The organism is Faecalitalea cylindroides ATCC 27803, assembly GCF_000469305.1.
Lineage (GTDB): Bacteria > Bacillota_I > Bacilli_A > Erysipelotrichales > Erysipelotrichaceae > Faecalitalea > Faecalitalea cylindroides.
Window position 1 is genome coordinate 1 of sequence record NZ_KI270976.1, and the last position, 20,542, is coordinate 20,542.

The window sequence follows — 20,542 nt, forward strand, 5'->3', positions numbered from 1 at the left end:
GGAGGGATTTGAACCCCCGACCTACTCATTACGAATGAGTTGCACTACCCCTGTGCTACGTCGGCTATTGAAAAAGAAGACTTAAGTCTTCTTTAATTAGTCTACCACGTAAGGCAATAAAGCCATCTGACGAGCACGTTTAATAGCTTTAGCCAACATTCTCTGGTATTTTGCACGAGTTCCAGTAACACGTCTAGGAATGATTTTTCCGTTAGCGTTAATGAAACGTTTTAATAATTCTACATCTTTATAGTCGATTTCTTTGATTTTGTTCTTTGTGAAATAACAAACTTTTTTACGACCCATACGTTGTTTTTTGAATGCCATAATTTTGTCCTTTCTAGAATGGTAAATCATCACTGGCAATATCCAGTGTATCACTCGAATCAAATGTAGAACTGAATGAATCATCTACAGGTTGAGAATAGCTTGGCTGCTGTGGAGCCTGGTATCCATATCCACTGTTTTGTTGATATCCTGTATTCTGAGATCCGGCATTTTTTGGTTCAAGGAATTGCACGCTATCGGTGATAACTTCCGTAACATATACACGTTGTCCCTGCTGGTTGTCGTAAGAACGTGTTTGAATACGTCCTTCAACACCAATCAATGAACCTTTATGTAAATACTGTGCCATTAAATCAGCTGTCTTGTTCCATGCTACGCAATTGATAAAATCTGCATCAGGCTGTCCTGGAGTCTGAACACGACGATTTACCGCAATTGTGTAGGAAACAACACTGGCACCACTTTGTGTTTTCCTTAATTCAGGATCTCTTGTCAAACGTCCTACCAATATTACACGATTAATCATGTTTTAACCTCTTGTTATTTTTCGTCTTCAGTTTTAACAACCATAATACGAACTACGTTGTTAGAAATACGAGACAAACGCTGGAATTCTGCAATACCTTCGTTGTTAGCAGTTACATTGATAACTACATAGTGTCCCTTTTTCATGTGATCAATTTCATACGCGAATTCTTTGATTCCCCAGTCATCAACATTGTCGATTGTTCCCTGGTTGTTAGTGATTGTCTGGTGTAGACGATCCTGAACAGCCGTAAACTGAGCTTCATCTAAAGATGCGTTGATAATGTACATGATTTCATATTTCTTCATGATGTACACCTCCCTTTGGTCTTTTGGTTTCTTTATTCTCAAGAAACAGAGAGCAAGCGCAAACTTGCTTAAATATATTAACACGCAAGAAGATACTTGACAAGAATAATTCTCGAAAAATCAATCATTTATTCCATTACTTCTTCTAAATGAGAAGTACAATGTGGACATCGTGTCGCTTCAATATCGATCTCACTTTTACAAAATGGGCACACTTTAACTGTTGGTGTTTCTGCCTCTTCTTCTTTTTTCTTGATCAAATTGATGCTCATTAACTTATTGATTGCTTTTAATAAAACAAACAAGACAAGTGCTGTGATAAAGAAATTGATAACTGCGGTAACAAACGCATTGGCAAATCCTGCAACTTCTTGAATCGTATAAGCCTTGGCTCCTGTAATCACATCTAAGATTGGTTGAATACAATTTGTTGTCAAAGCAGTAACAATACCTGTAAATGCACTACCAATTAAAACACCGACGGCCATATCCATGACATTTCCCCGTAAGGCAAAAGCCTTAAATTCTTCAATAAATTTTTTCATATTCTTTCTCCTAACTTAATGGTGCTATTATACATAGAATTAATTAAGCCGGAAAGTTTTTCTTTACATACTGTTCCTTTTACTTACATTTTACGTTTCAATTTTACAAAATATGATAGAATACTTCCTGAAAGGAATTAAAATTATGAAAGATAAATTAACAAAATTAGAAATAAAATGGATAATGTATGATATTGGAAATTCTGCATTTATCCTATTGGTATCTACTATCTTACCAATTTACTTTAACTCTTTATCTAGTGCAGCTGGCATTGCTGAAAGTGATTATCTCAGTTATTGGAGCTATGCAACAAGTATTTCCACTTTAATTGTCGCCTTAACTGGACCAATTCTTGGAACTTTTGCTGATTATAAAGGAAATAAGAAAAAAGTATTCTTATTAAGTGCATTATTAGGGGCTTTATCACTTGCATGTTTTTGGATTCCAGGATCTTGGCTTACATTCCTTATATTATATGTTGTAGCCAAAGTAGCGTATTCATTATCTTTAATCTTCTATGATTCTATGGTTGTTGATATTACAACAGAAGAGAGAATGGATAGTGTTTCTTCAAAAGGATATGCATGGGGTTATATTGGAAGCTGTATTCCCTTCTTGATTAGTTTAGTTTTTGTATTAATGTATGAGTCTATTGGTATCAGCATTACAACAGCTATGATGATTGCCTTTATCATCAATGCTGCATGGTGGATCTTATTTACTCTTCCATTAGCATTTAGCTATCATCAAAAATATTATATTGAACATCAATCTCATGTCGTACGTTCCACTTTTTCAAGACTAGGTCAAACCTTGAAAAAAGCAAAAGAGCAAAAGAAAATCTTTTTATTCCTGTTGGCATTCTTCTTCTTTATTGATGGTGTATATACGATCATTGATATGGCTACTGCCTATGGAACCAGCCTTGGGCTTGATACAACCGGATTATTGTTGGCGTTATTAGTAACTCAAATTGTTGCCTTCCCAGCAAGCCTTACATTTGCCGTACTATCCAAAAAAGTTGACTCGGCCAAATTGATCAAAATCTGTATTCTGGCTTACTTCTTTATTGCTGTCTTTGCGGTTCAGCTTGATAAACAATGGGAATTCTGGTTGCTTGCGGTAGCTGTCGGTTGTTTCCAAGGTGGAATACAAGCACTATCAAGAAGTTATTATGCTAAGATCATTCCAGAAAATTCCAGTGGAGAATATTTTGGATTGTTTGATATCTGTGGAAAAGGCGCAAGCTTTTTAGGAACATTCCTTATAGGGTTTGTCACTCAATTAACCGGGCATCAAAATCTTGGTGTTGCGGTGATTTCAGTCATGTTCCTGATTGGTTATTACTTCTTTAATAAAGTTACAAAGTTAGATTAGCGTTATTGAAATCAACCAATAACGCTTTTTTAGTGCCACAAAAAAAACGCACCCTTCTGGATACGTTTTCTTACTTATTAAACATTTTCATTAAACACCTGCACCGCAAGACAACCAAGTCCAGTATGAATCCCAACTGCAGATACAAGATCAATGATCTTTACTTTGCTGCCTTCAATTCTTGACTCAATCTTTGCAGCATATTCTTTGGCTGCCTTAGCTACATCAACATGTGCAACAACCATCGTATAATCTTTGTTAACACCTATATTCCGTAAGTGTTCAATAACCTTATCTTGAGCTTTGGACATTGTTCTAACTTTATCCATAACATCTACTTTACCAGCAGTGTCCTTATTAATATGTAAGACCGGTTTGATTTTCAGTAATCCGCCAAGTGTAGCTGCCATTGGAGTTAATCGCCCTCCGCGTTTCATATGTTGAAGATCATCACAAAGAAGAACTGTCTCGCAAGTTTCAGCCATACGTTCTAATCTTTCCATTATTTTTTCAACAGTAACATTGGCTTCATACATTTCTTTAGCAATTTCGATCATTCTTTCTTGCACAACAGCTGTTACATAACAATCGACGCCATAGAATTTTAAACCAACTTGATTCGCTATCATCTCCATTGCATCCATCGTGCCAGATAACCCTTTACAAATTGGAACACAGAAAACAGCATCGTACCCTTGATTCTTGATTTCTTCAAACATGTCTTGAATCTTTCCAAGTTTTGGCAAAGACGTCTTCATCAATTTCTGGGCATGAAGATTTTCAATGACGGTAGAATATGCAATCGTTTCATATTCATCATATGAAACGCCTTCGCACTCTATCTGCAAAGGAAGAGAATAAATTCCTTTCTCCATCATCTTGCTTGGAGCAATGCCTGTCCCTGAATCTGTTACAAATGCCACTTTCATTTTTAAACACCTTTAACTTTCTTAACGTACTGTACAGCAACTGCATGTAATCCCGTATGAGAAGCGATAACTGCACAAATAGGCTGTCTTTGAATCGTTATATCACCATACTCTGCATGCAGTTCTTCTAGCATGTTCAATGCTTCTTGTTCATCTCTTGAGTCCATGACAAACAACTCATAATCTTTGATATCTTTAACCGCTTTAATCGCTAAAGAACAAGCTTTTTTTACTGCTTTAGAAGTAGTACGAACCTTATCACATACGTCTACTTTTCCTTCTGTATTCTTAGATACCTCTAGAATTGGGCGAATTTTCAACATTCCACCTAGTTTTGCCGCCATTGGAGTTAATCGTCCACCTCTAGATAGATGGTCTAAATCTTGGCAAATCAAAAATCCTTGCGAATTATCAACACTATCCTTTAATCGTGCAAGGATTTCATCTGGATGTACGTTATCCTGCGCAAGTTTAGCTGCAGAAATCGCGAGATATCTTTCAACAGCTAACGTTGTATAGATATCTAAAGTATGCATCTTGATACCATGCCATTTCGCTGAAGCCTGAATTGCCTGATTGGTTCCAGAAAGACCACTGGATAATGTAATCAATACAACATCGGTTACGCCTTCTTCTTTATATTGATCAAATTTTTCTTCGATCATCCCTAATGGAGGCATGCTCGTTTGAGGAAGGAACCCTCTATCTATAAAATCATAAAGTTCTTCAACAGTTAGATCAATACCATCCAAATATGCTTTGTCTTCAATAATAACCTGTAAAGGTAAAAAATCTAATCCATATTCTGCAGCCTGTTCTTTAGTAAGACCAGATCCGCTATCTGTTATTACTTTTACTTTCATAATCCACCTCTTTAATAGTTCCATACTACCACGATTTTGAATACAAGACAATTTGATATTTTCACAAATTATCCAGTATGTATCTGTGTTATAATTGTTATAGCAATAAACAATAGAGGTACTCATATGAACAGTTTTATTACGTTTGAAAATGTTAAAAAAACATATACAATGGGTGAAATAAAGATTCACGCCTTAGACGGAGTTTCTTTTACGATCAATGAAGGAGAATTTGTCATTATTGCCGGTGCTTCTGGAGCAGGAAAAAGTACTATATTAAATTTATTAGGTGGCATGGATACGGTCAGTGAAGGAACAATCGTTGTAGATGGCAAAGAGATTTCTAGCTATTCAGACAAAGAAATGACATTTTATAGAAGATATGATGTTGGTTTTGTCTTCCAGTTCTATAATTTGATTCAAAATCTAACACTTAAAGAAAATGTAGAACTTGCAACTCAGATTTGTAAAAATCCTCTTGATATCGTAGAAACCATTAAATCTGTAGGTCTGCAAGAAAGAATCAACAACTTCCCTAGCCAGCTTTCTGGTGGTGAACAACAGCGTGTTGCCATCGCAAGAGCTCTAGCGAAAAACCCAAAATTACTCCTGTGTGATGAACCAACCGGAGCTCTTGATTACCAGACTGGTAAACAAGTTTTGAAAGTCTTGCAGGATACATGCAGGAAGCAGAAAAAAACAGTTATTGTTATCACACACAATTTAGCCTTAACACCTATTGGCGATAAGATCATTAAAGTAAAAAGTGGAAAGATTGAAAGCATTGAAATCAATGACAACCCAATGGATGTAGACAGGATCGAGTATTAATGCCTAAAGTATTTTTTAAGAACATTCTGCAGGAAATACGCCATTCATTTGGACGATTCTTCTCAATATTATGTATCGTTATGATTGGTGTAGCCTTCTTTGCAGGTGTCAAAGCCAGTGCACCCGATATGAAGTATAGTGCTGATCAATACTTTGACAAATACAATGTTCAAGATATTCAAGTCTATTCCACTCTAGGACTTACTCAAGATGATCTAAAAGAAATCAAAAAAATAGATGGTGTTGAAGATGCAGAACCTGTATTCTCTATTGATACACTAACGCAAAAAGATTCAACACAACTTGTCATGAAAGTCATTTCTCTGGCCGATGATCAATCCATCAACAAAGTTCGTCTAGTAGACGGCAGAATGCCAAAAAAAGAAAACGAATGTATTATTGAAGCTGGATCTGTCTCAAACCAGCTCTTTGGCAATTTTGAAATCGGAGATACGATCACCCTTACCAGCGGAACAGAAGATGATCTATCAGATACATTAAAGAACACAGAGTATACAGTCGTTGGAACTTGTTACAACCCAAATTATTTGAGTTATGAGAAAGGCTCTTCATCCATTGGTAATGGTGAAGTTGGCAACTTCATGTATGTAAAAGATTCAAACATCAAAGTTGATTATTTTACTGAAATCGATGTAACAGTTAAAGGAGCTAAAGATATCAACACATATGATGATGCCTACTTTGATTCAGTTGAACCTGTTGTCGATAAAATTGAAGCTATTTCCGATGATCGAATTGATGCTAGAATCGCTGAAAACCAAAAAGAAATTGACGATGCACAAAAAGAACTTGATGAACAAATTAATGATGCACAAGCACAGATTGATGATGGATATGCACAAATTCAAGACGGTTATGCCGAGATTCAATCTAACGAGCAACAACTGATAAGTGCTAAAGCACAGTTAGATAGCGGATGGGCTGAATATTACCAAAATATAACCGTATTGGATAACATCCCAACACTTGAACAAGCTATAGCACAAATTGAACAAGGTGAGGCTAGCCTGCCTGGTCTTCAAGCTAATCTAGAATCTGTAAATAACGGACTAGCTCAAATGGAAGATTATTACAATCTTGCAATTCAATACTATGACCAGCTCGTAGCTTATAGAGATAACATTCAAAGAATCATAGATGAAACTGGAGAAACTGAAGAGCTTAAAGCTCAACTTGAACAGGCAAATAATCTAATAGCACAGGCAAATCAATTATTTGAAGAACATGATTATTTAATTGACTCACAAACTCAACTCCAGAATGCAATAAACCAAATCAATAGTGGTATTGCACAAAAACCAACATTAATCGCCCAAAGAGATCAATTATATGCCGCAAGAGATCAATTAAATGCTGCCTATAACGAACTCGTTTCCGGGCAAGCTGAATATGAAAGTGGTTTAGCTCAATTAAATGATGCGAAAAATACATTATCTTCATCATTAAGTGAACTGGAACAAAGTCAGAATCAATTGAATACCGAAAAAACAGAAAACCAGCAAAAGATTGATGATGCTCAAAGTGAAATTGATAAACTTGAAGCAGAATGGATCACATTAGACCGTAATTCTCATTATTCATATCGTGATTATGGTGCCTGCGCTGATCGAATGGATGGTATTGCACAAGTGTTCCCTGTATTCTTCTTCTTAGTCGCCGCCTTGGTATGTATGACAACCATGACACGAATGGTAGATGAACAACGTAATGAAATTGGCACCTTAAAAGCTCTAGGATATTCAAAGGTGCAGATTTCTTCAAAATATCTTCTATATGCATTAATCGCAAGTATTCTTGGAAGCATTTTAGGATGTTTAGTTGGAATGATTCTCTTCCCGTACGTCATCTTTACTGCTTGGAATACTTTATATAATCTAGAAACGATTAAATTCGCTTTCCAACCAGGATTAATGTTAGTCGCATCCGGATCTGTAATAGGTATTACATTACTTGCGACTCTGTATTCAATTTACAGCGAATTGATAGAAGTTCCAAGCCAATTAATGCGCCCAAAAGCAGCCAAAATTGGCAAGAAAATTATTTTGGAGCGTATTCCATTTATATGGAACCATCTTTCTTTCTTAAGAAAAGTTACAGCTCGTAATATATTTAGATATAAGAAGCGCTTCTTCATGACCGTAATCGGAATCGCAGGATGCAGTGCCTTATTGGTTGCAGGATTTGGCATCAACGATAGTATTTCTGATATTGTTCACCAACAATACGAAGTTATCAATCATTTTGAAGCATCAATCAATGTCTCAAATATTGACGATAATTTTGAACAAACGTTGAAAAAGCAAAAAGGTGTTACAGATATCATGGAAGAAGATACACTTCCAGTAACAGCAAACATTGCTGATAAAGATGCCTCTGTAACCGTACATATCGTAGATGATAAAAACCTGCTTAAAGACTTCACAACGCTTAAATCAATCAACGATGATCAAGAAGTAAGCCTCAATTCAAAAGGCGCAGTTATCTCACAAAAGATGGCAGAGAAAATGGAAAAAGGCATTGGTGACACAATCACCTTTAAAGATGCAAATGATAACGAAATTGAAGTGAAGATCACTGACATCTACGAAAACTATGTTGGACATAATATTTATGTTACAAGAGATTTGTATGATACATGGAATTCAAATGCCGAACTTACTAAAACTTATCTATTAAAGACCAATGATACATCGGACGATTTCGAACATCAGTTAGGTCAAAAATTGATGGATATTAATGGGGTTGATAGTGTAACATTCTATTCTTCACTACAAGAAAACTTCACAGACATGATTGCCAGTATATCCATGGTCGTTGTAGTTCTAGTTATCTCAGCAGCCGCACTTGCCTTCGTTGTCTTATACAATTTAAGTAACGTCAATATCTCAGAGCGAACTAGAGAAATTGCAACGATCAAAGTATTAGGATTTACAAGCCGAGAAACAAGCCAATATGTTAATCGTGAAAGCATTCTATTGACTATGATAGGTGCTGCAGTCGGTTTGATAGTTGGAATCTTCTTACATAACTTGATCATGAACCTTGCAGAAATGGATGATGTTATGTTTGGTCGAACCATTAAACCAATATCCTTTGTCATAAGTTTTGCGTTAACCATGGTATTTGCCATCATTATAAATCTTGTTATGCAAAGAAAATTAAAACAGATTCAAATGGTCGAATCGTTAAAAGCTGTCGAATAAGACAGCTTTTTTTCGTAAATCTACTAAAAAACCGTAGGTAAATCACCTACGGCATATTTGCATTCTATTAAAGCTGAATGATACGCATCATGTTTGTAGAACCTTGTCCTACTGGATATCCGGCAACTACGATTGCATAATCACCATGTTTATATCCTTTCATCAAAGCGATATTACGAGCTAGATCAATATCGTTTTCTTTCGTATTCTGAATATCAGAAACATATGGATCTACACCAAAGATTGGTAACATTGCTCTTTGTGTAACTTCATCGAAACATACACCAATGATTGGTGCAACTGGTCTAAAGCGAGAAATTCTTCTTGCGGTTGTACCACTCTGTGTAAAGGCAATGATACATTTGATATCGATTGCCAAAGCTGTATCAGCAGCACTAATACCAATAGCATCATTTAAAGATCTTTCACTAGAACTAACTGCATCTTTTAAACGTTTTTTATAATCAATCATCGGTTCAATTGCAACGGCAATCTTATGCATAGTTTGTACCGCTTCTACTGGATAGTTACCTGCAGCAGATTCCCCAGACAACATGATACCGTCTGTACCATCCATAATTGCATTGGCAACGTCACTAGCTTCAGCACGTGTTGGTCTAGGGTTCGTCTGCATACTCTCTAACATATGTGTTGCAGTAATGACTGGTTTACCTAATTCATTTGCAACACGAATGATGCGTTTTTGATAAATTGGAACCAATTCCAAAGAAACATCAACACCTAAGTCACCACGAGCTACCATGACACCATCACTTACATCAAGGATCTCACGAAGGTTATCAAATCCTTCCTGGTTTTCGATTTTTGGAATGATCTGAATTGCATCTTTTTTCTCATCGATCAGAATCTTTCTTAAATTCAAGACATCTTCTTTACGACGAGTAAAGCTAGCTGCAATATAATCAATATCCTGACGACATCCAAAACGAATATCTGCTTCATCTTTTTCAGAAATGAATGGCATACTCAAAATAATGCCTGGTAAATTACATCCTTTACGACTCTTTAGGAAATGAGGGTTTTCAACACGAACTGTCATTTCTCCTTCGCTAACTTCCTGGATCGTAACTTTCATTTTACCATCATCCATTAAGATGTAGTCTCCCGCTTTAACATCGTTAAACACTTCTGGACAACGAATTGTAAAACGTTCATGGTTTCCTAAAACTTCTTCTTTAACGATTCTAACGATGTCGCCTTCCTTAAATTCGCATCCACCGTTTTCAAAATCACCTAAACGAATTTCAGGACCTTTTGTATCTAACAGGATACCAATAGGTTTTCCTGTTTCTTTTGATACCTCACGGATCAATTTGATACGGTTGCCATGTTCTTCATAGCTTCCGTGTGAGAAGTTCAAGCGGGCAATGTTCATACCCTCATTTACAAGTTTTGTTAGAACTTCCTTGCTTTCACTAGCAGGCCCAATTGTACATACAATCTTAGTTTTCTTATCCATCATATCTTCTTCCTTTTTCCTTTCCTATAACTATACCAGTCTTTCGAACAAATTCATCAATGGTTTTCGTGATTCCTGAGGCATGCTCAAAGCCTTTTCAATTGGAATCGCTACGATTTCATTGTTGCGAATACAGATGCACTGTCCACCAATTCCCTGCATCAATAGATCTACGGCTTTTTCTCCCATCTGAGAAGCTAATAGACGGTCAAATGGACAAGGTGATCCTCCTCGCTGAATATGTCCTAATACAGTTGCCCTTCCTGAAAAACCTGTATTTAAACTGACTTTTTTTGCAAACTGGTCGACATCAGTGATTTTTTCACTGATAACGACAATAGCATGTTTTTTCTTACGAATCAAATCTAAATCGCGTAATCTGTCTAAAACATCTTCTTCATCGAATCCAGTTTCGCTTGTTACAATAATTTCGGCTCCACAAGCTATACCAGACCATAACGCCAAATCTCCACAGCGGTTACCCATAACCTCTACAATAGAGCAACGATGATGAGAGTTTGAAGTATCACGCAATTTATCGATTGCTTCTACAACTGTTTCTAGAGCTGTCTGGAATCCAATCGTATAATCCGTACAAGTAATATCATTATCAATCGTACCAGGTAGCCCGATACAATTGATTCCCATTTCAGTCAAAGATAAGGCTCCACGATAAGAACCGTCCCCGCCGATAACAACGACAGCTTCAATTCCACGTTTCTTCAACTGATGAATTGCTTTTTTACGAACTTCAATATCTTTGAATTCTGGCAATCTTGCAGACCCTAAAACGGTTCCGCCACGATTCACAATTTCACCAACGGTTTCACGAGTTAATGGTTCAATATATCCTTCTACCATTCCTTTATAACCGTTATAAATACCAAATACTTCCAAGCCACTATTTAAACCAACTCTTGTTACAGCGCGAATAGCAGCATTCATTCCTGGTGAGTCCCCACCAGATGTTAAAATCCCAATTCTTCTAACCATAATTTTGTCCTCCGTAGAACTTTAACAAACATTTTAATTCACTATAAATATAACACACATAAATGAGCTAGAAAACAAAAAAATGCGATGAAAACGCTTAAACCATGTAAAAAATATTTGATGTTTAAAGAATTTAATAAACCAACAAATTGAAAGGGATTCCCATATAATTTATTTTTAAGAAATACCATATTTTGAAGATAAAAACTTCGAATATTTTCCATATTTTAATCAAAACTCACATTTTTTACCATAGAAAATTGATATTAAAAACACTAGATTTTCATAGACTATAAGTGAGCTCAAGGAAAGCTCATTAATAAACATATTCCTTTTCATATATCTCTCTCCTAATTTAATTATTATTACAAAAATAGTGCTGGCCAGAGCACTATTTTTGTGTTAAATGAGTTTTGTGATATTTAATAAACCATTCTTGTCAAACAAAATTGATTTAATTTCCTGAAGTGTTTCATAATTAATGAAATCATACTCTGCACGATTTAAAGCCGTGTAAATTTGTTGTAACATAGAGCGATGCTCTGTCCACATACTTGATTCTCCAAATCCTTCATCACACAATTTTTGTATCGTTTCATCATTCATCAACGGATACAAGAAATCATAAATTGTAGTCATGTTTGGATTTGAAAATTTTGAAATTTCCAAAACATTTTTATATATAGAAAAATGATAATGCCTAAGCATATTTAATACAGCTTTAGATAAGAATAATACCGAAGCACTAAAGTCTTCATCTTTTACATCTTCATAATATCCTTCTAAATCACTTGCTTCTTCCATTTGATCTAAAACGATACCTGGCACATCTTTGTAGTCTTCTTCATTGATTCCATAAAATGCATACATGTCTTCTTCCTGCTCAGGCTCCTGTTCATTCTTCATATTATCCATCATTTCCTGCGCCATATTGTTCAAACGATCTTTTTCTTCATCACTCATTGAATCCATCATTCTAGAAATAGCTGAAAAATCAATGTCACTAAACTTCATAATCAACTTCCTTTCCGTTTTGTCCTCTTCCATTTTATATTATGTTTGAGAAATAACAACATTTTATATTAAGTATAAGATTCCATGAACTAAAATATATGCTATATTTATAACAGAGGATACATAAATCATGAAAAAAATATTTAAATACGAAAAAATCCAAGACTCTTCTCTACCCGCTTATATTCGATCTATTTTAAGCAAACATTTAACAAAACACTCTGCTTTCGTTTTCGAATCCTATGATTCGTTCATTTTGATAAATTTTCAAAGCTATAGTCTAAAACCTAAAGGAAATCAATTAAAAAAAATATTTATTTTTTTAGATAATGACAATTTGCTCATATTTATCGAAAATTCACATCTATATAAACAATTTACACAACTTTTCAACGATAATCAAAAAAAAGACAATATTGAACTACTTCGTTTATTTTTTATAAATCTTATTGCAAACGATATGGAATACATTGATAAATTTGAAGAATCAATTACAGATGCAGAAGATCATGCTCTCCAAAACAAAACAAATGATTACTTGGATCAAATTATTAAATTCAGAAAACAGCTTTTGCATTTAAAACATTATTATAATCAGTTACAAGTCATTTTCGATGGATTTTTGGAAAATGAAAATAAATTATTTGATTCGGAATCTTTACGAAAATTAACGATCATACACAATCGAATTGATCATTTACAGCTAAGTGTATCCAGTTTACGTGATTATGTAACACAAATGCGCGAAGCATATCAATCGCAAATTGATATTGAGCAAAATCATATCATGAAAATATTTACATTAATCACCGCAATCTTCCTACCATTAACCTTAATGGTTGGCTGGTATGGAATGAATTTTAAACATATGTATGAACTTAATAGCCCTTACAGCTATCCCATCTTTATCCTTATAAGCATTCTTGTTTGTATATCTCTAGTTATTTACTTTAAGAAAAAACATTGGTTTTAACCAAACTACTTTTCCTAAAAAAAGATGTCAACCGAACTTCATTGGTTGACATCTTTATCTTTATATTTAAAGGGATCATTTTCTATTGGTGGAGATGAGGGGAATTGAACCCCTGTCTAAGTAATGTCCCACGAGACAACGTTTACAGCTTATTCCATCACATTAACCATCTGCATCAGATGGACATGATTACAAATGGGTTGGCTTTAGAGTTTCATAAAAGATATCAAGCCAATATCTTTTACTATCTTCTTTGTCTTTGCACATTCCTTATTAAAGAGAAGCAAACTTATAATAAGGCAGGCTGCAAGTCAAACGTAGACTAATTAAGCAGCGAAAGCCATGCTCTGGTTTGCACCAAATACATTAGCAATTTTTGATTTAGCGTTTAAATTTAAGTTGGTTATTACGCATGTCCTTTGCGGCTGTGGTTGAATCCAAACGATTACTCATCGAATGCCTGAACATCCCCATGGACCTTAAAATATCATACTAATATTGATTTTTCAAGGCTTTTTCGATTTCTCTCTTTGCGTCTTTCGCTTTTTGACTTTCACGTTTATCGTGAAGATTTTTACCTTTGGCCAAAGCAATTTCAAGTTTAGCTAACCCTTTGGATAAATACAATCTTACAGGCACAACTGTATACCCTTTGATACGGGTGTCTTGATAGAGTTTTCGAATTTCTTTTTTATGTAAAAGTAATTTTCGGTCTCTTGTTTCGTCATGATTAAAAATATTCCCAAATTCATAAGGCGATATATGCATGCCTTTAATATATGCTTCATTATTGTAAAAACTAATATAACTATCTTTTAGTTGAACTTTTCCTCGACGTATACTTTTTATTTCAGTTCCTTTAAGCTCTAAACCAGCTTCATAACGGTCATATAATTCATAATCGTGTCGAGCCTTTCTGTTATCAGCTATTGTTTTTTGTGTGGACATAATACCTCCAATTAATTTTGTGTAATTATTTTAACATATACTCTTGAAATTTTCTGTAAATTTGATAAAATAATTAAGCACTTGGGGTGTTAGCTCAGCTGGGAGAGCACCTGCCTTGCACGCAGGGGGTCAGGAGTTCGATCCTCCTACGCTCCACCAATATCCAATAACTCCTTTTATAAGGAGTTTTTTTTATTCACTTTATCTTACCTAATAAAGAGCCTATAATCATGCTATTGTGACTATAAGCTCTTTCATCTTAATTAAAATACACTCGTTTTGAAGCGAACCTCCTTAGTTCGATATCCAAACTTTAGGGTTTGATTCAATTGGAAGTGGATTAATATACGATATCCTCAATTGTTTCATACTCCATAATGCATCAAAAGATTCCCGTTAATTCAGCAGGAATCTTTTTAATTCTTTAGTTTATTTGTTAACGAATCCGGTAGTTTTTTTATAACTGAAAATACCAGCCATAAACTTAACAAACGATCAAAATAATCTGTAAAAAACTGTACGATCAAACAACTTAACGTTAATCCCAAAGGAGTTTTTGCCAATAGTTGAACAAGCATAGTAGAACCAGAAGATGTAATTCCGCCAAATAAGTTAGCTGTAATACAGGCACTTATCAAAGATGCAGGAATACTGATATAGAATGCCTTTATAAATAATTTGTTAGATATGTTTCTTCTTCGAAAAACAAGTCCTGTCACAATTCCTAATACAATGCCTACAGGCATATAATAAAGCGCATAGATATCTGAAGTCATTCCTGTAACCAAAGCGCTTAAAACACCTGGAAATAAACCATAAAAAGGTCCTAAGAGTATTGCGGTCATGATTGTTCCCATACTATCCAAATAAATAGGTAAATGCAATACTAAGGCAATGTAAGACCCTACGATATTGATTACAATAGCCAATGCAATCAAGGTGATTTTATGAACACTTATTTTACCAGACATTTTCTTCACCTAAAATTTTATCCAGATAATCTAAATCTTCTTTTTTACAATCTAGAATTCGTTTTAAGAAAAGCATAAAAAACCTCATGACATCAACTTGTGTTAAAACATGTGTGTTGGCTTCTTTTCGATAATATCCATAGGCATCCACAACACTCTGCCCTCTTGTAATTCCATCCGTCTCAATATCTGTATAAGCATCAAATCCAGAGCAAAGAGAACGATCTATAAAGTAGGCAACTGCAAGTGGATCATTAATTACGCAACCTATGATATGTTCCCAATGCCAATGAAAACCAAAATAGAACTTGGTAATTTTTCGAATAAAAGATCCTTGTTTTTGATCTAAGCGTTCCATAAATTCTAAAAGCGTTGGTGTTAAGACAATTTTTCTTGTTACATCCAAACCAACCATATGGATCTTTTTATTTGTTTTCGCAAATCTTTCATATACGATCTTAGCGGCTTCTGGATCTTCCCAATAATTATATTCTGCCACTGGCGAACAATTTCCATGCGACTTATAAGATCCACCCATAGATACGATTTCTTCTATCTGATCAAATGCTTTGACATTCTTTTGAGCAAGCTGAGCTAAGTTTGTCAAAGGACCTAGGGCAATAACAGAACATTTTGTAGTAGTCAATGTGTTTTCATAAAATTCAAGCGCATTGATATTTTGTGTATATCCTTCTATTTCAGGTAAGAAGCTTTCTCCTAACCCATCTTTACCATGCGTGTCCAAAGCATCCACATATTCTTTTACCAGTGGTTTATCAGCACCCAAAAAGATTGGAACATCCAAACGATCCATATGATTCAATACTTTCTTCACATTCTCAAATCCTTGTTTTAAAGGTGCATTGCCCGCTGTGATCGTAATTCCCAATATATCTAACTCTGGACTTGATAAGGCTAACATAATTGCTAAACTATCATCAATCCCTGGATCGCAATCTATAATTACTTTACGTTTCATTCAAACACTCCTTTATATAAAAAAGGTCTTGCCTCCCTAGACAAAACCACACAAAAAAAGATTGTTTGAGCGTTGCCTATTATTATACTGGGAGGAACAATAAAACCAGTTTTGTCTCTTTTATACCATAAGAAAATCATTTAAACAAGAAAAAGTGTTGATTCACTAAATGAATCAACACATAAATTATTATTCTTCGTATACGCCTTTTTTCTGGAACAATACCCATTTTGCGATATTTACTGCATGATCACAGATACGTTCTAAATATTTTCCAACTAGCAACAAGTCAACTAAAGTTTCTGCATTACCCGTTTTAGCTGCTAATTTCTCGATATATAACTCTTTTGTATCAATATAAAGTGAATCCGCTTTATCATCCAATTTAATGACTTCATGAGCTATATCTTCATCTTTTTGCATATAAGCTGAAATTGCACCTGAAATCATTTCTTTAGCTATTGAGAATAAATCATGAATCGTACCGTCAATTTCAACATCTGTATCTTGAATTCTACATACTAAATCAGCAACTTCTTTTTCCTGATCCATAATACGAGTCATATCACGAACCGTATTTGTAGCGACTGTGATTTTTCTTAAATCCTTTGCGACTGGATGCTGTAAAAGCAAAATACGCATACAGATTTGTTCGCATTCTCTACCATTAGCACTGACATCTTCATGTAATTCATTGATTTCCTGAATCAATGTTTTATCACGATCATACAAAGCATGTCTGCAAAAAGATAAACCTTTTAAACAATCCTGACCCATTTGTGTCATAGTCAGCTCTAATTGTTTTGTTTGTTTGATAAATTTTGTAGAAACCATTATCCGAACCTCCCTGTAATATAGTCTTCTGTTTTCTTTTCTTTAGGTGTAGAGAACATCATTTCAGTATCACCATATTCGATCAAATCACCTAACAAGAAGAAAGCCGTTTTATCACTAATACGCATAGCCTGCTGCATATTGTGAGTAACGATAACAATCGTATAATCTTTCTTTAATTTTAAAGTCAATTCTTCGATTTTGCTAGTACTGATTGGGTCAAGGGCACTGGTTGGTTCATCCATCAATAATACTTCTGGTTGAACAGCTAAAGCACGAGCGATACATAAACGCTGCTGCTGACCACCAGACAACCCTAAAGCTGATTTGTTTAAACGATCTTTAACTTCATCCCAAAGTGCTGCATCTTCCAACGCTTGTCGAACAATAACATCCAATTCTGCTTTTTTCTTGATACCATGTGTTCTAGGTCCAAACGCAATATTGTCATACACGCTCATTGGGAATGGATTTGCTTTCTGGAAAACCATACCAACTCTTTTTCTAAGTGTATTGATTTCAATATCTTTATAGATATTTTTGTTGTCTAATAAGAATTCCCCTGTGATCTTACATCCTTCAACAAGATCATTCATTCGGTTGATTGATTTCAATAATGTTGATTTACCACAACCACTTGGTCCGATAAAACTTGTAATTTTATTTTCATCTATATCCATAGAAATCCCATGTAGTGCATGAAAATCTCCATAAAATAAATTTACATCTTTAATTGATAACTTTGGTGTACTCATATTCTATCCTTTCGCAAGCTTTTTTCCTAAAACAGAAGATAAACTATTCATAATAATTACAAATACCAATAATACGACTGCAACAGCACATGCTTGTTCTGTATAAAGACCCTCAGACATTAATTTATACATATGTACAGCTAATGTACTACCTGGTTCAAATACGCTTGTACTAATCTTACCTACAGTACCTGACGTATAGATCAGAGCAGCCGTTTCTCCAACAATACGTCCCATACTTAAGACAATACCTGACATGATTCCCGGTACTGCACTAGGTAGGATAATGCGAAAAATCGTACGAATCTTTCCTGCACCTAATCCATAACTACCTTCACGATAAGAATCTGGCACAGCTACTAAAGCTTCCTGAGTTGTACGCATGATCGTAGGAAGAACCATAATCGCAAGAGTCAAGGAACCTGCTAGAAGGCTTAAACCCATATTCAAACTAATAACAAACATCAAACTACCAAATAAACCATAAACAATACTTGGGATACCTGCAAGAGTTTCTGTTGTTAATAATACTATTTTTACAAGCTTACTTCCTCTTTTAGCATATTCTACAAGGTAGATTGCTGAACAGATGCCAATAGGTGCCGAAATCAACAAAGACAATAATACTACATAAATCGTATTTATGATGGCTGGCATCATAGATACATTCTCAGTTGTATATTCCCATTCAAATAAAGATGGAGTCAAGTTTGGAATACCACGAATCAAAATATAAGCTATGATGAAAAATAGAACCAAAATAGTGATAAAGGCAGCAACTTTTGTAATGATATTCAAAAATAAACTAACTGGATCTAAATGACGTTTCATATTAGTTTGCCCCCTTTCGTTTTAAAGCGCTAAAGGACAAGTTTATGATCAGAATAAACACAAACAATACGCACGCTGTCGCAATCAAAGCTTCTCTATGAAGACCAGATGCATATGACATTTCCAATACGATATTGGCTGTCATCGTTCGAACACCAGATAACAAGGAATCCGGCATGATTGCATTATTTCCCGCAACCATTATAACTGCCATTGTTTCACCAATAGCACGTCCAACACCCAAGATCACACCAGCCAAGACACCTGATGTTGCAGCCTTAACACAAACAAAAAATACACTTCTTTCATGTGACGCGCCTAATGCAAGTGCCCCTTCATAGTAAGAATCTGGAATTGCCTGAAGACTTGATTCTGATACAGATATAATAGTAGGAAGAATCATGATCCCCAGCAATACAGAAGCTGTTAAAACACCCTTTCCATTACCTCCAAACATATCCTGGAAAAGGGGAACGATTACGATCAATCCAAAGAAACCATATACGATACTTGGAATACCTGCCAATAGTTCGACTGCAGGTTTTATGATTGAATATAGTTTTTTGGGACAGAAAAACACTAAAAATATAGAACATAAGATTCCAATAGGAACACCAACAATGATGGCCCCAGCTGTAACATATAAACTGCCAATGATCATTGGAAAAATCCCAAATATTTCATTTAATGGTTTCCAATCCATACCAAAGATAAAGTCAGCAACTCCAATCTTTGCCATTGCAGGAAGACCGTTCATAAATAAATAAAAACAAATGAAGAAGACTGCCAAAATACTAAAACATGCAGCTAGCATAAAGACATATCTCATTACGTTTTCTCTTAATTGCATGGATTTAATTCCTTTCTAGATATACATAAGAAAAGGGGAAAACCCCTTTTCTTGAACAATCTTTAACTGTTTTCGCTAAAATTAAGCACTAATTTCAGACCAGTCAGTGATTTCACCAGTGTAGATTTGTTTTACTTGATCTACTGTTAAATCATCAACTGCATTGTTTGTATTTACGATTACCGCAATACCGTCTGTAGCAATTACTGTTGGTACTAAACCAGCATCTGTTTCTTCTTGTTTCAATTCACGAGAACACATACCGATTTCATATACACCATCGATTGTATTTGTTGCTCCCGTTGTTGAATCAGACTGTTGAACAGAAATTTCAACTTCAGGGTTTAATTTCTGATATTCTTCAGCAAGTTTTTCCATCAATGGAGTTACTGAACTTGAACCACCAACTGTTAAGCTTCCACTTAAATTGCTAGCTGTATATGTAGTTGTTGTATCCTGAGCGATATATCCTTCTTCTGAAACGATTGCCTGTCCATCTGTTGACATGATATAAGACATAAAATCAGAAGCAATTTCACTTAAATCAGTTCCTTTTGTACATACGATAAATGGACGAGAAACTTTATAGTCCCCTGATTTTACATTTTCAGTAGTAGCTTCTACACCATCAATCTTAACTGCTTTAACATCATCACTTAATGATCCTAAAGAAATATATCCGATTGCATTTTCATTTCCTTGTACAGTAGAAATCATAACACTTGTTGAGTTTGTAACTTCTGCAGCACTTGTAGTGTTATCTACATCACCTTCCTGAACGCCAAACAATTCAACGAATGCTCCACGTGTACCTGAACCTTCTTCACGGCTTACTACATTGATTTGCTGACTTCCTGAATCAGATGTTCCTGATGAGCAACCAACCATTAAGGCTCCCATTCCTAAGGCAAACATACCCTTCACTAATTTGTTCATTTCATTTCCTCTTTTCTTTCATTTACACGATTATAATAAAAGAGAAATGTTAAAAGAACTTGCATAGTTTTGTTAAAAGAATGTAA

The 20,542-nt window shown here is 35.0% G+C and carries 21 protein-coding genes, 2 tRNA genes and 1 other RNA gene; 5 read left to right on the top strand and 19 right to left on the bottom strand.

Annotated features, from left to right (window positions below; all coding sequences use genetic code 11):
* The 5 genes from HMPREF0367_RS02195 to mscL form a co-directional block, all read right to left on the bottom strand.
* A tRNA-Thr gene (locus HMPREF0367_RS02195) sits at positions 1–57 on the bottom strand.
* A gap of 39 nt (positions 58–96) precedes the next feature.
* Positions 97–327, bottom strand: coding sequence for a 30S ribosomal protein S18 (gene rpsR, locus HMPREF0367_RS02200; RefSeq protein ID WP_015535862.1), 231 nt, complete (start codon positions 325–327; stop codon positions 97–99).
* A 13-nt stretch (positions 328–340) separates the two neighbouring features.
* Complete coding sequence (locus HMPREF0367_RS02205; RefSeq protein ID WP_022356147.1) at positions 341–814, bottom strand: single-stranded DNA-binding protein; 474 nt, start codon at positions 812–814, stop codon at positions 341–343.
* 14 nt (positions 815–828) lie between these two features.
* A complete protein-coding gene (gene rpsF, locus HMPREF0367_RS02210) occupies positions 829–1,122 on the bottom strand; it encodes a 30S ribosomal protein S6 (protein WP_015535864.1) in 294 nt (97 codons plus the stop codon).
* Positions 1,123–1,250: 128 nt separating this feature from the next.
* Entirely contained in the window at positions 1,251–1,667 is a 417-nt protein-coding gene (gene mscL / locus HMPREF0367_RS02215; RefSeq protein WP_035400758.1) for a large conductance mechanosensitive channel protein MscL, read from the bottom strand.
* A gap of 145 nt (positions 1,668–1,812) precedes the next feature.
* Between mscL and HMPREF0367_RS02220 the strand changes: the two genes are divergently transcribed.
* A complete protein-coding gene (locus HMPREF0367_RS02220) occupies positions 1,813–3,045 on the top strand; it encodes an MFS transporter (protein WP_035400761.1) in 1,233 nt (410 codons plus the stop codon).
* A 77-nt stretch (positions 3,046–3,122) separates the two neighbouring features.
* Here HMPREF0367_RS02220 and HMPREF0367_RS02225 read toward each other — a convergent pair whose 3' ends face one another.
* On the bottom strand, positions 3,123–3,974 hold the full coding sequence (locus HMPREF0367_RS02225) for a DegV family protein (protein WP_035400764.1): 852 nt from the start codon (positions 3,972–3,974) through the stop codon (positions 3,123–3,125).
* A 2-nt stretch (positions 3,975–3,976) separates the two neighbouring features.
* On the bottom strand, positions 3,977–4,837 hold the full coding sequence (locus tag HMPREF0367_RS02230) for a DegV family protein (protein ID WP_035400768.1): 861 nt from the start codon (positions 4,835–4,837) through the stop codon (positions 3,977–3,979).
* Positions 4,838–4,963: 126 nt separating this feature from the next.
* On the opposite strand from HMPREF0367_RS02230, the gene HMPREF0367_RS02235 reads away from it, so the two are divergent.
* The gene (locus HMPREF0367_RS02235) at positions 4,964–5,668 is read left to right on the top strand and encodes an ABC transporter ATP-binding protein (RefSeq protein WP_035400774.1); all 705 of its coding nucleotides are present in this window, start codon (positions 4,964–4,966) and stop codon (positions 5,666–5,668) included.
* On the top strand, positions 5,668–8,892 hold the full coding sequence (locus tag HMPREF0367_RS02240; protein ID WP_035400777.1) for an FtsX-like permease family protein: 3,225 nt from the start codon (positions 5,668–5,670) through the stop codon (positions 8,890–8,892). The genes HMPREF0367_RS02235 and HMPREF0367_RS02240 overlap by 1 nt, the downstream gene beginning before the upstream one ends.
* Before the next feature lie 67 nt (positions 8,893–8,959).
* On the opposite strand, the gene pyk is transcribed toward HMPREF0367_RS02240, so the two are convergent.
* The 3 genes from pyk to HMPREF0367_RS02255 all read right to left on the bottom strand — a co-directional run bounded on the left by pyk (position 8,960) and on the right by HMPREF0367_RS02255 (position 12,379).
* Positions 8,960–10,372, bottom strand: a complete 1,413-nt coding sequence (gene pyk / locus HMPREF0367_RS02245) for a pyruvate kinase (RefSeq protein ID WP_392389141.1) — start codon at positions 10,370–10,372, stop codon at positions 8,960–8,962.
* A 30-nt stretch (positions 10,373–10,402) separates the two neighbouring features.
* Entirely contained in the window at positions 10,403–11,365 is a 963-nt protein-coding gene (pfkA, locus tag HMPREF0367_RS02250) for a 6-phosphofructokinase (protein ID WP_022356155.1), read from the bottom strand.
* Positions 11,366–11,767: 402 nt separating this feature from the next.
* Positions 11,768–12,379: a hypothetical protein gene (locus HMPREF0367_RS02255; RefSeq protein WP_035400784.1), complete on the bottom strand. Its 612-nt coding sequence runs from the start codon at positions 12,377–12,379 to the stop codon at positions 11,768–11,770.
* A gap of 130 nt (positions 12,380–12,509) precedes the next feature.
* Between HMPREF0367_RS02255 and HMPREF0367_RS02260 the strand changes: the two genes are divergently transcribed.
* Positions 12,510–13,352 carry a magnesium transporter CorA family protein gene (locus tag HMPREF0367_RS02260; RefSeq protein ID WP_051335135.1) on the top strand — a complete coding sequence of 281 codons (843 nt, stop codon included), beginning with the start codon at positions 12,510–12,512 and terminating at the stop codon, positions 13,350–13,352.
* An 86-nt stretch (positions 13,353–13,438) separates the two neighbouring features.
* Here the strand turns inward: HMPREF0367_RS02260 and ssrA are convergent.
* Positions 13,439–13,824, bottom strand: a transfer-messenger RNA (tmRNA) gene (gene ssrA / locus HMPREF0367_RS10185).
* A 20-nt stretch (positions 13,825–13,844) separates the two neighbouring features.
* Entirely contained in the window at positions 13,845–14,300 is a 456-nt protein-coding gene (smpB, locus tag HMPREF0367_RS02265) for an SsrA-binding protein SmpB (protein WP_015535876.1), read from the bottom strand.
* 83 nt (positions 14,301–14,383) lie between these two features.
* On the opposite strand from smpB, the gene HMPREF0367_RS02270 reads away from it, so the two are divergent.
* A tRNA-Ala gene (locus HMPREF0367_RS02270) sits at positions 14,384–14,459 on the top strand.
* 257 nt (positions 14,460–14,716) lie between these two features.
* Here the strand turns inward: HMPREF0367_RS02270 and HMPREF0367_RS02275 are convergent.
* The 7 genes from HMPREF0367_RS02275 to HMPREF0367_RS02305 form a co-directional block, all read right to left on the bottom strand.
* Positions 14,717–15,271, bottom strand: a complete 555-nt coding sequence (locus HMPREF0367_RS02275) for an ECF transporter S component (protein WP_035400788.1) — start codon at positions 15,269–15,271, stop codon at positions 14,717–14,719.
* Positions 15,261–16,250, bottom strand: coding sequence for a nucleoside hydrolase (locus HMPREF0367_RS02280; RefSeq protein ID WP_035400791.1), 990 nt, complete (start codon positions 16,248–16,250; stop codon positions 15,261–15,263). The genes HMPREF0367_RS02275 and HMPREF0367_RS02280 overlap by 11 nt, the downstream gene beginning before the upstream one ends.
* Positions 16,251–16,439: 189 nt before the next feature.
* Positions 16,440–17,084 (bottom strand): phosphate signaling complex protein PhoU, encoded by a 645-nt coding sequence (phoU, locus tag HMPREF0367_RS02285; RefSeq protein WP_015535094.1) that lies wholly within the window; start codon positions 17,082–17,084, stop codon positions 16,440–16,442.
* Positions 17,084–17,839 (bottom strand): phosphate ABC transporter ATP-binding protein PstB, encoded by a 756-nt coding sequence (gene pstB / locus HMPREF0367_RS02290; protein ID WP_035400793.1) that lies wholly within the window; start codon positions 17,837–17,839, stop codon positions 17,084–17,086. Before pstB ends, phoU begins: the two co-directional genes overlap by 1 nt.
* A gap of 3 nt (positions 17,840–17,842) precedes the next feature.
* Positions 17,843–18,670, bottom strand: a complete 828-nt coding sequence (gene pstA, locus HMPREF0367_RS02295) for a phosphate ABC transporter permease PstA (RefSeq protein WP_022356162.1) — start codon at positions 18,668–18,670, stop codon at positions 17,843–17,845.
* Position 18,671: 1 nt separating this feature from the next.
* Positions 18,672–19,499: a phosphate ABC transporter permease subunit PstC gene (pstC, locus tag HMPREF0367_RS02300; RefSeq protein WP_211237375.1), complete on the bottom strand. Its 828-nt coding sequence runs from the start codon at positions 19,497–19,499 to the stop codon at positions 18,672–18,674.
* 102 nt (positions 19,500–19,601) lie between these two features.
* The gene (locus tag HMPREF0367_RS02305; protein WP_035400800.1) at positions 19,602–20,456 is read right to left on the bottom strand and encodes a substrate-binding domain-containing protein; all 855 of its coding nucleotides are present in this window, start codon (positions 20,454–20,456) and stop codon (positions 19,602–19,604) included.
* Positions 20,457–20,542: the final 86 nt, after the last annotated feature.

Coding starts and splice junctions, on each gene's coding strand:
- HMPREF0367_RS02255 (WP_035400784.1), bottom strand. CDS start 12,379: ATGAAGTTTAGTGACATTGATTTTTCAGCTATTTCTAGAATGATGGAT.
- HMPREF0367_RS02280 (WP_035400791.1), bottom strand. CDS start 16,250: ATGAAACGTAAAGTAATTATAGATTGCGATCCAGGGATTGATGATAGT.
- mscL (WP_035400758.1), bottom strand. CDS start 1,667: ATGAAAAAATTTATTGAAGAATTTAAGGCTTTTGCCTTACGGGGAAAT.
- HMPREF0367_RS02260 (WP_051335135.1), top strand. CDS start 12,510: ATGAAAAAAATATTTAAATACGAAAAAATCCAAGACTCTTCTCTACCC.
- HMPREF0367_RS02205 (WP_022356147.1), bottom strand. CDS start 814: ATGATTAATCGTGTAATATTGGTAGGACGTTTGACAAGAGATCCTGAA.
- phoU (WP_015535094.1), bottom strand. CDS start 17,084: ATGGTTTCTACAAAATTTATCAAACAAACAAAACAATTAGAGCTGACT.
- rpsF (WP_015535864.1), bottom strand. CDS start 1,122: ATGAAGAAATATGAAATCATGTACATTATCAACGCATCTTTAGATGAA.
- HMPREF0367_RS02220 (WP_035400761.1), top strand. CDS start 1,813: ATGAAAGATAAATTAACAAAATTAGAAATAAAATGGATAATGTATGAT.
- pstC (WP_211237375.1), bottom strand. CDS start 19,499: ATGAGATATGTCTTTATGCTAGCTGCATGTTTTAGTATTTTGGCAGTC.
- HMPREF0367_RS02305 (WP_035400800.1), bottom strand. CDS start 20,456: ATGAACAAATTAGTGAAGGGTATGTTTGCCTTAGGAATGGGAGCCTTA.
- HMPREF0367_RS02230 (WP_035400768.1), bottom strand. CDS start 4,837: ATGAAAGTAAAAGTAATAACAGATAGCGGATCTGGTCTTACTAAAGAA.
- HMPREF0367_RS02225 (WP_035400764.1), bottom strand. CDS start 3,974: ATGAAAGTGGCATTTGTAACAGATTCAGGGACAGGCATTGCTCCAAGC.
- pyk (WP_392389141.1), bottom strand. CDS start 10,372: ATGGATAAGAAAACTAAGATTGTATGTACAATTGGGCCTGCTAGTGAA.
- pstB (WP_035400793.1), bottom strand. CDS start 17,839: ATGAGTACACCAAAGTTATCAATTAAAGATGTAAATTTATTTTATGGA.
- pfkA (WP_022356155.1), bottom strand. CDS start 11,365: ATGGTTAGAAGAATTGGGATTTTAACATCTGGTGGGGACTCACCAGGA.
- pstA (WP_022356162.1), bottom strand. CDS start 18,670: ATGAAACGTCATTTAGATCCAGTTAGTTTATTTTTGAATATCATTACA.
- HMPREF0367_RS02235 (WP_035400774.1), top strand. CDS start 4,964: ATGAACAGTTTTATTACGTTTGAAAATGTTAAAAAAACATATACAATG.
- HMPREF0367_RS02240 (WP_035400777.1), top strand. CDS start 5,668: ATGCCTAAAGTATTTTTTAAGAACATTCTGCAGGAAATACGCCATTCA.
- smpB (WP_015535876.1), bottom strand. CDS start 14,300: ATGTCCACACAAAAAACAATAGCTGATAACAGAAAGGCTCGACACGAT.
- HMPREF0367_RS02275 (WP_035400788.1), bottom strand. CDS start 15,271: ATGTCTGGTAAAATAAGTGTTCATAAAATCACCTTGATTGCATTGGCT.
- rpsR (WP_015535862.1), bottom strand. CDS start 327: ATGGCATTCAAAAAACAACGTATGGGTCGTAAAAAAGTTTGTTATTTC.